The sequence below is a fragment of the Enterobacter sp. 2VL genome, assembly GCF_005503595.1.
GTDB lineage: Bacteria > Pseudomonadota > Gammaproteobacteria > Enterobacterales > Enterobacteriaceae > Enterobacter > Enterobacter cancerogenus.
The window spans coordinates 56,062-69,692 of sequence record NZ_SCNE01000003.1 but is presented as its reverse complement, the minus strand read 5'-3'; the positions used below and the strand labels follow the sequence as shown (position 1 = coordinate 69,692).

Annotated in this window: 10 protein-coding genes, 2 tRNA genes and 1 pseudogene; 7 read left to right on the top strand and 6 right to left on the bottom strand. The window is 56.6% G+C overall.

All coding sequences use genetic code 11. The annotated features are described in order from the left end of the window. Position 1: 1 nt before the first annotated feature. Positions 2-1,438 carry an exodeoxyribonuclease I gene (sbcB, locus tag FFS28_RS08590; RefSeq protein WP_502704965.1) on the bottom strand — a complete coding sequence of 479 codons (1,437 nt, stop codon included), beginning with the start codon at positions 1,436-1,438 and terminating at the stop codon, positions 2-4. Positions 1,439-1,635: 197 nt separating this feature from the next. On the opposite strand from sbcB, the gene dacD reads away from it, so the two are divergent. The 4 genes from dacD (at position 1,636) to FFS28_RS08570 (ending at position 5,049) form a co-directional block, all read left to right on the top strand. Further along, positions 1,636-2,802 carry a serine-type D-Ala-D-Ala carboxypeptidase DacD gene (gene dacD / locus FFS28_RS08585; RefSeq protein ID WP_137849307.1) on the top strand — a complete coding sequence of 389 codons (1,167 nt, stop codon included), beginning with the start codon at positions 1,636-1,638 and terminating at the stop codon, positions 2,800-2,802. A 130-nt stretch (positions 2,803-2,932) separates the two neighbouring features. After that, positions 2,933-3,406, top strand: coding sequence for a DNA gyrase inhibitor SbmC (gene sbmC, locus FFS28_RS08580; RefSeq protein ID WP_137849306.1), 474 nt, complete (start codon positions 2,933-2,935; stop codon positions 3,404-3,406). Between the two features lie 91 nt (positions 3,407-3,497). Beyond that, positions 3,498-4,556, top strand: coding sequence for an FUSC family protein (locus FFS28_RS08575; protein WP_137849305.1), 1,059 nt, complete (start codon positions 3,498-3,500; stop codon positions 4,554-4,556). A gap of 157 nt (positions 4,557-4,713) precedes the next feature. Continuing rightward, positions 4,714-5,049 (top strand): DUF496 family protein, encoded by a 336-nt coding sequence (locus tag FFS28_RS08570; RefSeq protein WP_006176265.1) that lies wholly within the window; start codon positions 4,714-4,716, stop codon positions 5,047-5,049. 155 nt (positions 5,050-5,204) lie between these two features. Here FFS28_RS08570 and FFS28_RS08565 read toward each other — a convergent pair. After that, positions 5,205-5,280: transfer RNA gene (locus FFS28_RS08565), tRNA-Asn, on the bottom strand. 162 nt (positions 5,281-5,442) lie between these two features. On the opposite strand from FFS28_RS08565, the pseudogene emmdR reads away from it, so the two are divergent. Next, positions 5,443-6,950: pseudogene (gene emmdR / locus FFS28_RS08560) on the top strand (multidrug efflux MATE transporter EmmdR). Between the two features lie 80 nt (positions 6,951-7,030). After that, positions 7,031-7,106: transfer RNA gene (locus tag FFS28_RS08555), tRNA-Asn, on the top strand. 94 nt (positions 7,107-7,200) lie between these two features. On the opposite strand, the gene FFS28_RS08550 is transcribed toward FFS28_RS08555, so the two are convergent. The 3 genes from FFS28_RS08550 to shiA form a co-directional block, all read right to left on the bottom strand. Further along, positions 7,201-8,973 carry an aminopeptidase P family protein gene (locus FFS28_RS08550; RefSeq protein ID WP_137849304.1) on the bottom strand — a complete coding sequence of 591 codons (1,773 nt, stop codon included), beginning with the start codon at positions 8,971-8,973 and terminating at the stop codon, positions 7,201-7,203. A gap of 18 nt (positions 8,974-8,991) precedes the next feature. Beyond that, complete coding sequence (locus tag FFS28_RS08545) at positions 8,992-10,446, bottom strand: AMP nucleosidase (RefSeq protein ID WP_137849303.1); 1,455 nt, start codon at positions 10,444-10,446, stop codon at positions 8,992-8,994. A 100-nt stretch (positions 10,447-10,546) separates the two neighbouring features. Next, positions 10,547-11,863, bottom strand: a complete 1,317-nt coding sequence (gene shiA, locus FFS28_RS08540) for a shikimate transporter (protein WP_101737364.1) — start codon at positions 11,861-11,863, stop codon at positions 10,547-10,549. A gap of 253 nt (positions 11,864-12,116) precedes the next feature. Between shiA and pagP the strand changes: the two genes are divergently transcribed. Continuing rightward, positions 12,117-12,692 carry a lipid IV(A) palmitoyltransferase PagP gene (gene pagP / locus FFS28_RS08535; RefSeq protein WP_137849302.1) on the top strand — a complete coding sequence of 192 codons (576 nt, stop codon included), beginning with the start codon at positions 12,117-12,119 and terminating at the stop codon, positions 12,690-12,692. On the opposite strand, the gene FFS28_RS08530 is transcribed toward pagP, so the two are convergent. After that, complete coding sequence (locus FFS28_RS08530; RefSeq protein WP_171007400.1) at positions 12,689-13,612, bottom strand: acyltransferase; 924 nt, start codon at positions 13,610-13,612, stop codon at positions 12,689-12,691. The genes pagP and FFS28_RS08530 overlap by 4 nt on opposite strands. Positions 13,613-13,631 lie beyond the last annotated feature (19 nt).

Genomic DNA, 13,631 nt, shown 5'->3' with positions numbered 1-13,631 from the left:
CTCAGACAATTTCCTGCACATACTGAAACAGCGCTTTCAACTGCGCCTGTTTTTCAGCATCCCCGTTATAGTGGCTGTACAGCATCTCCAGCTCTTCTGCGTAGCGTTGCAGGAATTCCGGCGTGAAGATATTACGACGATGCTGCAACCAGCGTTCCTGCTCTGCCTCATCCAGCGTGCCAGGGTAATTACGCGCCCGATAGTTAAACATCAGTTTCTCAATGCGCTTGTCAGCGAAGGTAATATCCAGTGCCGGCAGATTACGCGGCTCGGTTTGCAAAACAATGTTCATTGCTGCACGGTCAGCATCGCTGAAGAAGCCGTTATAGAGCTGCGCATCCACGTTTTCAGACGGCACGAACGGCTCTGCCTCGGCAAAGATGGCGACGACTTTCTCGCGCACCTGCGGGTTATCGCGCAGCACTTTCAAATTATCCAGGCAGTGCTGGCGATTAATGCCCAGCCTGTCGGCGTCTTCCGGGCGCAGCGTATTGGCCTGCGCCAGCACCGGGCATTTATTAATATGCACCAGTTTCACCGGAACGGCGGGCACGTCACCCAACGCGTCTTTCGGGGTATACAGCCGTTCGCGCAATGCATCGCTGTCGAGTTCCAGCAGCGGAGAAATATCGCCCGCCAGATCGACCATAATGACCGCATTTCGGTTATCGGGATGCCATGCCAGCGGAGCGACCCAGCTGGTATTCCCCCGCCATGCGCCAAACATGCCGGAAATGTGGACCAGCGGTTTCATCTGCGGCACATCAATCAAGGTGATGAGTTTCTGCTTGCTGCGATGGCTCAGCAGATAGTCAAACAGACGCGGCTGCGCCGTTTTTACCAGCTTAGCCATGGCAATCGTGGCATAGACATCGGCCATGGCGTCGTGGGCATTGCTGTGTTCAATGCCGTTTGCGCGCGTCAGGTGTTCCAGCCTGAAGCTGGTTAATCCTTCTTCATTTTCTGGCCAGGTGATCCCCTCGGGGCGCAGCGCATGGCAGGCACGCATGATATCCAGTAAATCCCAGCGCGAGTTGCGATTCTGCCAGCTCCAGGCGTAGGGATCGTAGAAGTTGCGATAGAAGATATTGCGCGTCACTTCGTCATCGAAACGGATGTTGTTATAGCCCACCACGCAGGTATTCGGAACGGTGAAAAGGGCGTGAATACGGCGAGCAAATTCGGCCTCGTTAACTCCTTTCTCCCGCGCTTCCTGGGGCGTAATGCCGGTCACCATCACCGCGCCAGGCTGTGGCAGGTAGTCATCGGCGGGCTTGCAATAAAAAACCTCCGGCTCGCCGATGATGTTGAAATCCTCATCGGTGCGGATGGCGGCGAACTGCGCCGGGCGGTCAAGCGCCGGGTGCGTGCCGAAGGTTTCGTAATCGTGGAATAAAAAAGTTGGGCGCGCGTCAGAGTCAGACACCAGTGATACCATCCTGTTAAAAATTGACGTCTCTATGGTAAACGATCGCAGGGGAGAGGCCGAATAAAAAGCGCCGTCAGGGATGAAATTTGCGAGCGGGCCTGAGGAAAAATATGCTCTCTGTCACATTTTTTTGCAATTAAGGCAAGTAACGACATCAGAACTCCCGTAAAAAGGTCAACGATTTTTAATGACCTGAGGATATACCGTTGAAACGCCGTCTGTTTATTGCTGTTTCTTTGCTCGCTTCGAGCATTTCATCTGCGCTGGCTGCCGATCCGCTGGATTTTTCGCCGCAGCCTCCCGCCATTCAGGCCGGGTCCTGGGTATTGATGGATTACACCACGGGTCAGATTTTAACGGCAGGCAATGAACACCAGCAGCGCAACCCGGCGAGCCTGACCAAGCTGATGACGGGGTATGTCGTCGATCGCGCCATTGATAGCCATCGCATTACGCCTGATGACATCGTTACCGTGGGCCGTGACGCGTGGGCGAAGGGTAACCCGGTGTTTGACGGCTCCTCGCTGATGTTCCTGAAAGCGGGTGATCGCGTCTCGGTGCGTGACTTAAGCCGCGGGCTGATCGTGGATTCCGGTAACGACGCCTGCGTCGCGCTGGCAGATCACGTCGCGGGCGGTCAGCCGCAGTTCGTGAACATGATGAACGACTACGTGCAAAAGCTAAACCTGCGCGATACTCACTTCGAAACGGTGCATGGGCTGGATGCCCCCGGCCAGCACAGCTCAGCGTACGACCTTGCCGTGCTTTCCCGGGCCATCATTCACGGCGAGCCTGAGTTCTACCATATGTACAGCGAAAAGAGCCTGACCTGGAATGGCATTACCCAGCAGAATCGTAACGGCCTGCTGTGGGATAAAACCATGAACGTCGACGGCCTGAAAACAGGGCATACGTCCGGAGCAGGCTTTAACCTGATCGCCTCGGCGGTGGACGGTCAACGCCGTCTTATTGCGGTCGTCATGGGGGCCGACAGCCCAAAAGGGCGTGAAGATCAGGCGCGCAAATTGCTGCACTGGGGCCAGCAAAATTTCGACACGGTGCAGATCCTGCATAACGGAAAAAAAGTCGGGACCGAGCGCATCTGGTACGGAGATAAAGAGCAGGTGGAGCTGGGAACGGATCAGGATTTCTGGCTGGCCCTGCCGAAGACGGAAGTGCCTAACATCAAGGCCAAATACGTCCTGGACAAAAAAGAGCTGGAGGCTCCGCTCGCGGCCCATCAGCGGGTAGGGGAGATCCAGCTGTACGATCGTGACAAAGTGGTGGCCCACTGGCCATTAGTGACGCTGGAGCCGGTGAATAAAGGCGGATTCTTCTCCCGTTTAGGGGATTACCTGCACCACACGCTTTAACCCCACACCGCACGTCCCCCGAGCAGACTGGCAGGGTTGCGAGTCTGCTCGCATAATAAACACTCCGCATTTGTCGAGAACAGGCCATTTGCTTTACAGTGTATGAATATACAGTGAAACCGGAGGCGGCATGGACTACAGCATCACGCAGCAGCAGAAACGTAAAATCGCGGGCTTTCACTTGGTGGGGCCATGGGAGAAAACCGTTAAGCAGGGCTTTGAGCAGTTAGGCATGTGGGTCGAGGGGCGTCAAATCCAGCCGCTCGAGTGGGTGGCCGTGTACTATGACAATCCGGACGAAGTCCCGGCGGAAAAACTGCGATGCGACACGGCCGTTACGGTGCCGGAGGCGTTCGTCATTCCTGACAACAGTGAAGGGGTGATGCTGACCGAAATCGCCGCCGGGGACTACGCGGTGGCAAGCGCCCGCGTTGAGGAGCATGATTTCGCGACGCCCTGGTACCAGTTCTTCAATTCTCTTTTGCAGGATCGTCACTACCAAATTGCACCCAAACCCTGTTTTGAACGTTACCTGAACGATGGCAACGCGGATGGCTACTGGGACATCGAAATGTATGTCCCAGTAGAGCACAAGGCGGGTTGACCCAGTAAACGCAGGGTTTTTTCAGCCAGGGCGTTTCGCCCGGCTGAAAACACAGTACAATCGCGGTTTGCCGTTTAGCTGGAGAGCGGGTGTGCGTCCCGACAAATCATTAACGCCTTTTGAAATTCGCTTGTACAAACATTACCGCGTGGTGCACGGCCTTCGTATCACGCTGGCGTTTATTCTGACCTTTGTGCTGGTGCGTTTGTTGAATGTTCCGGAAGGGACATGGCCGCTGATTACGCTGGTGGTTATCATGGGGCCTATCTCCTTCTGGGGGAACGTGGTACCACGCGCGTTTGAACGTATTGGCGGCACGGTTCTTGGTTCTGCGCTGGGGCTTATCGCGCTCAAACTGGAGCTGATCTCCTTCCCCGTTATGCTGCTGTGGTGTGCCGCGGCGATGTTTCTTTGCGGCTGGCTGGCGTTGGGGAAAAAACCGTATCAGGCACTGCTGATTGGCATAACCCTTTCGGTGGTTGTTGGTGCGCCGGCAGGTGACATGACGACCGCACTGTGGCGAAGCGGAGATGTCATCCTCGGGTCACTTCTGGCTATGCTGTTTACCGGTATCTGGCCGCAGCGCGCCTTTCTTCACTGGCGTATCCAGATGGCCAACTACGTTACCGCGTTCAACCGGGTTTATCAGGCGGGGTTTTCCCCCAACCTGGTCGAGCGTCCGCGTCTGGAAAAACATCTGCAAAAAATCCTGAATGACGTGGTTAAGATGCGCGGCCTGATTACGCCTGCCAGCAAAGAAACCCATATTCAGAAAGCCATTTTCGAAGCCATCCAGACGGTGAGCCGCAACCTGGTGTGCATGCTCGAACTGCAAATCAATGCCCACTGGGCGTCGCGTCCCAGCCATCTGCTGATGCTCAACGCACACACACTGAGAGAGACGCAGCAGATGACCCAGCAAACGCTGCTCACCATCGCTCATGCGCTTTACGAAGGGAATCCGCAGCCGATTCTGGCGAACAGCGAGCGTCTGAATGAGATCGTGGCCGAGCTGAAGGTGCTGATGAACGAGCGGCAGGGGGACAACGTGGCAGAAACGCCGATTCATGGCTATGTCTGGCTCAGCATGGAACTGGCGCGGCAGCTGGAGTTGCTCTCGCATCTTATCTGCCGGGCACTGCGCAAATAAAAAGCAGCCATCGCCATATGTGATGCCTGCTGCTTCGATTCAGCATCAATTGGGGTTATGATAGTCTTAAACGATATACTCATTGTCATTCGCCGTCGCTGTCTGTTACAACGGTGGCATTAACGAATCCGACTCTCACATTATCAGGGGTGTAAAAATGGAAACTACCAAGCCTTCGTTCCAGGATGTTCTGGAATTCGTCCGCCTGTTCCGCCGCAAAAACAAACTGCAGCGTGAAATCCAGGACGTTGAGAAGAAGATCCGTGACAACCAAAAACGCGTACTGCTGCTGGACAACCTGAGCGACTACATCAAGCCAGGCATGAGCGTGGAAGCCATTCAGGGCATCATCGCCAGCATGAAAAGCGATTACGAAGACCGTGTTGATGACTACATCATCAAAAACGCTGAGATCTCAAAAGAACGTCGTGAGATCTCTAAAAAGCTGAAAGCGATGGGTGAAATGAAAAACCCTGAAGTTAAAAGCGAGTAATCCCTGACAGGTGTTAAAAAGGCTCTCTGGTGACAGAGGGCCTTTTTTATTTCCCCTGTGCATGGGGTGATGCCCGGTGGCACGGCGCTTACCCGACAATGTAACCGAACGCAGAAAAGCAAAAAGCCTGCTTTAAAAGCAGGCTTTTCAGAATGTGGCTCCTCTGACTGGACTCGAACCAGTGACATACGGATTAACAGTCCGCCGTTCTACCGACTGAACTACAGAGGAATCGTTGTGGAGGCACATATTAACGGCGAAAAAACTTTTGTCAAACCTGTTCTTTGCAAACCGCGGTTGATTGCTGATTCTGTCGTCAGTTAGTTGTAAATTCAAACAAATTTTTTATGGAAAATACTTTGCAGGATAGCCTTTTCTGCCTCATCATTTGAAATGGAGTTTCAACTTTCTCGCTAAGGTCCATTTTGAACGTCACCGCCCCCCTACGCCAGGCGATCATGCGTACGCCATGGTATGCAAAACGTAAAAGTTATCGTGTTCTGTTCTGGCGAGAAATCACCCCCCTTGCCGTTCCCATTTTCCTGGAAAATACCTGCGTTCTGCTGATGGGCGTGCTGAGCACCTTCCTGGTGAGCTGGTTAGGCAAAGAGGCGATGGCAGGGGTCGGCCTGGCAGACAGCTTTAATATGGTGGTGATGTCCTTTTTTGCCGCTATCGACCTGGGTACCACGGTTGTCGTGGCCTTCAGCCTCGGCAAGCTCGATCCGAAGCGCGCCCGCGAGGCGGCCCGGCAGTCGCTGATGATCATGACCCTGTTTTCGATAATTCTGGCGGCGGTGATCCACTATTACGGCAAGGAAATTATCGATATCGTCGCAGGCGAGGCGACAAACGAGGTTAAGGAGCTCGCGCTCACCTATCTGGAAATGACGGTCTTAAGCTACCCGGCTGCCGCAATCGCCTTGATCGGCAGCGGTGCGCTGCGCGGGGCGGGCAACACCAAAATTCCGCTGCTGATCAACGGCGGGATGAACATCCTGAATATCATCATCAGTAGCGTACTTATCTACGGAATTTTCTCCTGGGACGGGCTGGGCTTCGTCGGTGCCGGACTGGGGCTGACGATTTCACGCTATATCGGCGCGGCGGCGATCGTTGGCGTGTTGATGACCGGCATTACGCCGTCGCTGCGCCTGACGCTCAAAAGCTATTTTCGTCCGCTCAATTTCGCCATTATCTGGGAAGTGATGGGGATTGGGATCCCGGCCAGCATCGAGTCGGTGCTGTTCAACGGCGGTAAGTTGCTGACCCAGATGTTTGTTGCGGGCATGGGCACCGATGTGATTGCCGGTAACTTTATCGCGTTCTCCATCGCCTCGCTCATTAACCTGCCGGGTAACGCCCTGGGCTCCGCGTCGACCATCATTACCGGGAAACGGCTCGGAAAAGGGCAAATTGCACAGGCGGAACGGCAGCTTCGACACGTTTTTTGGCTCTCTACCATCGGCCTGACGGCGATAGCCTGGGGAACCGCGCCTTTCGCCGGATTAATGGCCTCGTTTTACACCCATGAAAATGATGTCAAAGAGGTCGTGAAGATCCTGATTTGGCTCAACGCCGCGTTTATGCCGATCTGGGCGGCATCCTGGGTGCTGCCCGCCGGGCTGAAAGGCGCACGCGATGCCCGCTTTGCGATGTGGGTCTCGATGCTCGGGATGTGGGGCTGTCGCGTGGTGGCGGGTTACACGCTCGGGATTGTGCTCGGCATGGGCGTGGTCGGCGTCTGGCTGGGGATGTTCCTCGACTGGGCGGTGCGCGGCGCGCTGTTTTACTGGCGGATGGTAAGCGGGCGCTGGTTGTGGAAATACCCGCGCAAAAAAGCAGAGCGTGCTCTCTCAGAGCCTGAAGAACGTCTGACAAATGCACGAAGTGGAGAATAAATCGGCAAACGATCGGAAATCTGCATTCTGCCTTTGACATCATCGGGGAGCATCGATAATATGCGCCCCGTTCACACGATTCCTCTGTAGTTCAGTCGGTAGAACGGCGGACTGTTAATCCGTATGTCACTGGTTCGAGTCCAGTCAGAGGAGCCAAATTTAAAAAGCCTGCTTTTAAAGCAGGCTTTTTGCTTTTCTGCGCTCGGTGACATCGTCGGGTAAGCGTCGCGCCACCGGGCAACAAACCGCGCTAGCGGTTCACCCGAATCGGTGCTGTTGCTTCAAACAGCCACGGTCGTGCATCACTCTCCACGAGCGGGGAAAGCGCCTCCCGAACCTGCTGGTGATACTCATCCAGCCACTCTTTCTCCTGCTCGGTTAACAACTGCAGCTCAACCTGGCTCAGGTCAATCGGGATCAGCGTCAGCGAGGCAAATTGACAGAAACCCGGACGGCTTTCTGTGATTTCCACCTGATTCTCAATGCGTATCCCATGGCTTTCAGCCAGATAGTACCCCGGCTCAATGGTCATAATGTTGCCCGCCACCAGCGGCCACGGATTGACCTTTTTCGCGATACGGTGCGGGTTTTCGTGGATCAACAACTGGTGCCCCACGCCGTGCCCGGTCCCGTGATCGTAATCCAGCCCCATTTCCCACAGCGGACGGCGCGCAAATGCATCCAGCTGGTGCCCGTGGCTGCCGGATGGGAATTGCAGCGTCATCAGCGATAAAAAGCCTCTGAGTACGGCGGTATAGTGCAGGCGCTGTTGCGGCTCCACTTTGCCCCATGCCAGGGTGCGCGTGGCGTCTGTAGTGCCGTTGTGGTACTGACCGCCGGAATCATTCAGATAAAAATGGTTATGGCCAATCGGTTTGTTGCTGGCTTCGCTCGCGTGGTAATGGCACATCGCCGCGTTGCTGGCGGAGGCTGAGATCGTCGCAAAGCTCGGCTCAACAAACCCCGGCTGCTGCTTGCGAAAAGCGAGTTGCTTTGCCTGAACCTCCAGCTCTGTCAGCGGTTGGCCGCACGCGGCGCGCTCAGGCACTTCGCGGCTCAGCCAGGCCAGGAAGTTCACCCACGCCGCACCGTCCTGATGATGGCACTCCCGATATCCCGCCAGCTCAACCGGGTTTTTATGGGCTTTCATCAGGGTGATAGGATCGGTCAGCCAGATAATCTCTCCCTGCGGCTCGATGGCGTAACGCAGGGCGACCGGAGCGGTGTCAGGGTCGACGATCACCCGCTTGCCCTGGGCGAGCTGCTGGCAGCGATCGATAAAGGTATCCTGCGGTGAAACGCTAAACGCGTCACGTACCGGGGCCGGTAATCCGCTGAGCTTAACGTCATCGACAAACCACTCAACCGAGCCGTCACGGCTCAGCAGGGCAAACGACAGCGGAACCGGGCTGGTCGGAATGTCGGAACCGCGGACGTTCAGCAGCCAGGCGATGTTATCCGGCAAGGTCACCGCCAGATAATCGGCCTCGTTGTCGGCAAGAACAGCCGTGACGCGCTGGCGCTTGTCGGCGCTGCTTTCGCCGCTGACCGCCAGCGGCATCTCGCGGATCGGCCCTGCGGGGGCGGCAGGGCGGTCGGTCCAGAGCGTATCGAACGGCGAGCCGCTCAGCGGCACCAGCTCACACGCGGTGGCCGACAGTTGAGTAATGTCTGCGTGGGTCATCAGCATCGCCTCAAACCCGATGCGCGTGCCCGCAGCCACGTTTTCCGCCAGCCACCCGGCCAGCGGTTCGTTGTGCAGGTGGTGGATCTCCACCTCATCCATATTGACCTGAACGCGCGCCTGCACCTGATAACGGCCATCAACGAACAGCAGCGCTCTGTCTTTCATCACCAGCGCCAGCCCGGCGGAGCCGTCGAAGCCCGTCAGCCAGGCCAGCTTTTCATCGTAGGGCGCGCAATATTCGCTTTGCCAGGCATCGGCGCGCGGGACGATCATCCCGTCGAGATGGTTTTCCTGTAGCCACTGCCGCAGGGCAGAGAGCGGAGAGGGTGTGTGCATGGTTTTTCCTTAACGTTCTTAGCGGAACGGCGGTTCGTTGAAAGTGCGCAGCTTACGGGAGTGCAGCTTATCGCCTTCCGCACGCAGCAAATCGATAGCACGGATGCCGATTTGCAAATGCTCCGAAATCGCCCCTTCGTAAAAACGGTTGGCCTGGCCCGGGAGCTTGATTTCACCGTGCAGGGGTTTATCCGAGACGCACAGCAGCGTGCCGTAAGGCACGCGGAAGCGGTATCCCTGCGCGGCAATGGTGGCGCTCTCCATATCGATGGCGACCGCACGGCTCAGGTTAAAACGCAGCGCAGAGGCGGAGTAGCGCAGCTCCCAGTTGCGATCGTCGGTGGTGACCACCGTCCCGGTGCGCAGGCGCTGCTTCACCTCTTCGCCCGGCATGCCGCTCACCTCTTTGGTCGCGTCGTATAGCGCGCGCTGAACCTCGGCAATGCTCGGGATCGGGATATCCGGCGGCAGCACCGCGTCAAGCACGTGGTCGTCACGCAGATACGCATGGGCGAGCACGTAGTCCCCAATCAGCTGGCTTTCACGCAGGCCGCCGCAGTGGCCGATCATCAGCCAGACGTCCGGGCGAAGCACCGCCAGGTGATCGCAGATCGTTTTCGCGTTGGACGGCCCCACGCCAATGTTAATCAGCGTAATGCCCTGGCCGTCAGCCGTGATCAGGTGCCAGGCGGGCATCTGGTGCTTTTTCCACGCCAGGTCTGAAATGGCCTGCTCCGGCGCTTCGGTTTCGGCGGTGATCCAGATACCGCCCGCGCAGGAGAGGGCGATGTACGGGCTGTCGGGGTCGAGGATCTGGCTACAGCCCCAGCGGACAAACTCGTCAACGTAGCGGGTGTAGTTGGTGAACAGCACGAAAGGCTGGAAATGCTCTGCGGGCGTGCCGGTGTAGTGACGCAGGCGCGCCAGCGAGAAATCGACGCGGCGGGCATCGAAATGCGACAGCGGGGAAAACTCGGCGGGGTGATAGATCCCGTCAGCCGTCTCGTCGCCAATCTGAGATAGCTCAGTCGTCGGGAAGTGGCGCGTCAGCCCCGCACTCATGGATCGGTCAAGCGTCAGCTCGGAGCCGTCGATCACGTACGGATAGGGGATCTCATGCCGCGACGGTTCCACCGAAATGTGTGCGCCGTAATCCTGATACAGCAGCGTAAGCTGTTCTTCCAGGTAGGGGCGAAACAGCCCCGGGCGGGTGACGGTTGTGCTGTAACAACCGGCGTGGGTAAAGCGGGCGTAAGCGCGGGTTTTCGGGTTGGAGCTGGCGCTACCGTCCCAGGTCACGGAGATCGATGGATAAACAAAAAGGCCCTCACTTCTGGCCTTTTCGTCGGGCAGTTTGCCGCTTTCAATATAGTCGCTGATGGCGCTGCGCAGCGCGTTAACGGATTGCTCGTACAGCGCGTCGAGTGTGTCCAGCGCCTGAGCCGGGGTCAGGCTGGAGCCCTTATTATGCATGTCTGTCTCCTTGTTCCACAGGTGTGCGGCATTCACCGATAGTATGTCACACGATTGTGAAACAAAAGACAGCCATGCAGTTTAGGACAAACGCTGCCGATTAATGCGGCTTCGGCTCTTTCATCAGCAGTGCGGTGAGGGCCGAGAGCAAGCAGCCTGCCAGCAGATAGAGCGCCACGCTGTGCCAGTTGCCGCCGGAGAAGGTCACCAGCGCGGCGGCTATAAACGGCGTGAATCCGCCGCCCACCACGCTCGCCACCTGATACCCCACGCCAGCGCCGCTGTAGCGATAGCTCGCGCCGAACAGTTCGGTAAACATCGGTTGCTGGACGCACACCACCATGTCGTGAGCAATGTTTGCCAGCATGATGGCGAAGAAGACGATCCAGAAGACGGATTGCGCCTCCAGGGCCATAAAGAACGGCCAGGCGCTAAGGGTGCCAACCAGCGCACCGGTGATGTAGACCCGTCGGCGCCCAAACCTGTCTGCCAGCCAGGCAAAGCAGGGGATAGTCAGACAGCTTATGCCGCCAACCAGCAGGCCGATATTCAGAAACAGCTCGCGCGGCAGGCCGAGGTTTTGCGTCGAATAGTTCAGGGCGAAGGCGGTCACGATATACATCGTCAGTAGCTCGCACAGCCGCAGGGCGATGATCTTCAAAAACGCCCCCGGATGCTGGATCAGCGCCTCCATCACCGGCAGCCGTTTTTTTGCCTCCGGCTTTTCGCGCCGCTGTTGTTCAAACTCGGCGGATTCCTCCATGCCGTTTCGAACCCACAGGGCGGCAATCACCAGCACAATGCTGAAGATGAACGGAATGCGCCAGCCCCAGCTCAGGAACTGCTCGTCGGTGGTGAGCTGGCTAATCAGCGACACCAGCCCGGTGGAAAGCAGCAGGCCGACGCCATACCCCACCTGTACGCCGCTGCTGTAAAAGGCTTTGCGGTTTTTCGGCGCGCTTTCAACGGAGAGCAGCGCCGCGCCGCCCCATTCGCCGCCGACGGCAAAGCCCTGCACCGCGCGAAGCGTCACCAGCAGGACGGGCGCCCACCAGCCGATGGTGGCAAACGACGGCAAAATCCCAATCAGCGCCGTGGCAATGCCCATCATCCACACGGTCAGCATCAGCATGCGTTTGCGCCCCAGACGGTCGCCAAAGTGGCCGAAGATCACGCCGCCGAGCGGGCGAAACAGGAAGCCGACACCAAAGGTTGCAAAGGCGGCGAGCGTGCCCATCGCCGGGCTTATCTGGGGGAAGAACTCGCGGTTAAACACCAGCGCGGCGGTGATGCCATAAAGCAGAAAGTCATACCAGTCGACGACGGCCCCGGCAAAGCTGCCCAGAGCGGCGCGGCGGGCGCGGTTAAGCGAAGGGGTCTCCTCGTCGGGACGATCGGAGATGAGGGTGGAGTCCATAGTTGTCCTGTCTGTACTGATTTTTAATTATTGGTATAAGAAAAGGTCACTCACATTGCGTCCGTCCTGTGACGGAACGTATGAGACTACCGCGACATGAAAGCGGAGAAAACGTTTTTATCTTTCCGGAAGGCTCTGAATAAGCAAATTTCATCTCACCGGGTGCAACATAAATCCGCGCGTTTGGCTGCGGTTAGGAATGGATGGATTACAGTATTACTAACCCTGCGTGAATGATGCTGAGGAATTTACTATGCAACGCCTTTTTCCGGCACTCTGGATGGCCCTGTTTTTAATCGCATTTCCCCTTCGTGCTGAACCCACCGTGTACGGTGAACAACGCATCAGCCGCTGGTGGGATGCCGTGACGGACGATATTTCTCAAACGTGGGAACAGCCAGAACGCTACGATCTCTATCTGCCGTTTCTGAGTTGGCACGCCCGCTTTATGTACGACAAGGAAAAAACCGATAACTATAACGAAATGCCGTGGGGCGGCGGACTGGGTATTTCCCGCTATAACGAGGAGGGCAACTGGAGCGCGCTCTTCGCCATGATGTTTAAAGATTCCCATAACGAGTGGCAACCCGCGATGGGCTATGGCTGGGAGAAGGGTTGGTATCTCGATAACGCCAAAGATTTTCGCCTGGGTCTGGGGGCGGCAGCAGGGATCACCGCGCGAGACGATTTTGCCAACTACGTGCCGCTGCCGTTTATCTTCCCGCTATTCTCGGCGGGCTATAAGCGCGCCACCGTCCAGTTCACCTACATTCCCGGCACCTACAATAACGGTAACGTGCTGTTCGCCTGGCTGCGCCTGGGCTTCTAAAGCGTAATGACCTTTTTCGCCACCGGGTTCGCCAGAACTAGCAGGGAAAAGAGCACGGAGGTGATAAAGGTCAGCACTATCAGCATCAGTTTTGTGCTGAGCGACGTCACAGGTATCAGCGCCGTGAGCAGATGAAAAACGGAATAGTGCAGAATATACACCCCGGTCATCGTTTTGCTGATCGCGGCGAGAATAGCCTCTTTAAATTCGACGTTGCGACGAAAACGCACGCCGTTAGCCGCAATCACCAGCGCGACAATCAGGATATAGATCTGCGAGCCGGTCAGAATAAAAGCGTTTCTGTCCGCTTTGAACAGCGCAAAAAAGAAGTGCCGCTCATAAAACCAGGTGAACAGGTAAATAAACGGGATCGCCACAAGCGCTGCTCTGACCACGTTTCGGCGGGCGATCCACGCGGCGATCTGCGGATCGCAAAACAGTTGCCCCGTCAGATAAAAGAGCAGCCACGTCCACAGGCGATACTGGGGAGAGAGCGAGAAGACATGGATTTGTGGGTACAGCACTGACAGTAAATCGTACCCGTAGGAAAAGACCAGCAGGCCCGCGATAAGGGTGCAAAAAAGCGTCCGACGCTGGCTTAACCACTCTATCACCGGGTGGAAGGTATAGATGACAATGAACGCAAAGACGAACCACGGCTGAATTAAATACCCGCGCTGATAGGGTTCCCACAGGTAATAAAGGGTTACCCAGAATAGAAACACCGTGACCAGACTTTTGATTTTATCCAGCTGCCAGCGGGTGCCGTGCCGGGATTGCCCGTCAAGATAGCCCGCAACCACAAAGAAAAGCGGCGTGGCGATGGTCGAAATAAAGGTCAAAAACCCGAGGATCCAGTGATAGTCATAGTCGTAGCGATCCCAGGTATTGTAGATAGTGAAGAACGTCACCGCCGTCATACACCCCAGCGTTTTAATG

Coding starts and splice junctions, on each gene's coding strand:
- sbcB (WP_502704965.1), bottom strand. CDS start 1,438: ATGGTATCACTGGTGTCTGACTCTGACGCGCGCCCAACTTTTTTATTC.
- sbmC (WP_137849306.1), top strand. CDS start 2,933: ATGGACTACAGCATCACGCAGCAGCAGAAACGTAAAATCGCGGGCTTT.
- FFS28_RS08570 (WP_006176265.1), top strand. CDS start 4,714: ATGGAAACTACCAAGCCTTCGTTCCAGGATGTTCTGGAATTCGTCCGC.
- FFS28_RS08550 (WP_137849304.1), bottom strand. CDS start 8,973: ATGCACACACCCTCTCCGCTCTCTGCCCTGCGGCAGTGGCTACAGGAA.
- FFS28_RS08545 (WP_137849303.1), bottom strand. CDS start 10,446: ATGCATAATAAGGGCTCCAGCCTGACCCCGGCTCAGGCGCTGGACACA.
- shiA (WP_101737364.1), bottom strand. CDS start 11,863: ATGGACTCCACCCTCATCTCCGATCGTCCCGACGAGGAGACCCCTTCG.
- pagP (WP_137849302.1), top strand. CDS start 12,117: ATGCAACGCCTTTTTCCGGCACTCTGGATGGCCCTGTTTTTAATCGCA.
- FFS28_RS08530 (WP_171007400.1), bottom strand. CDS start 13,612: ATGACGGCGGTGACGTTCTTCACTATCTACAATACCTGGGATCGCTAC.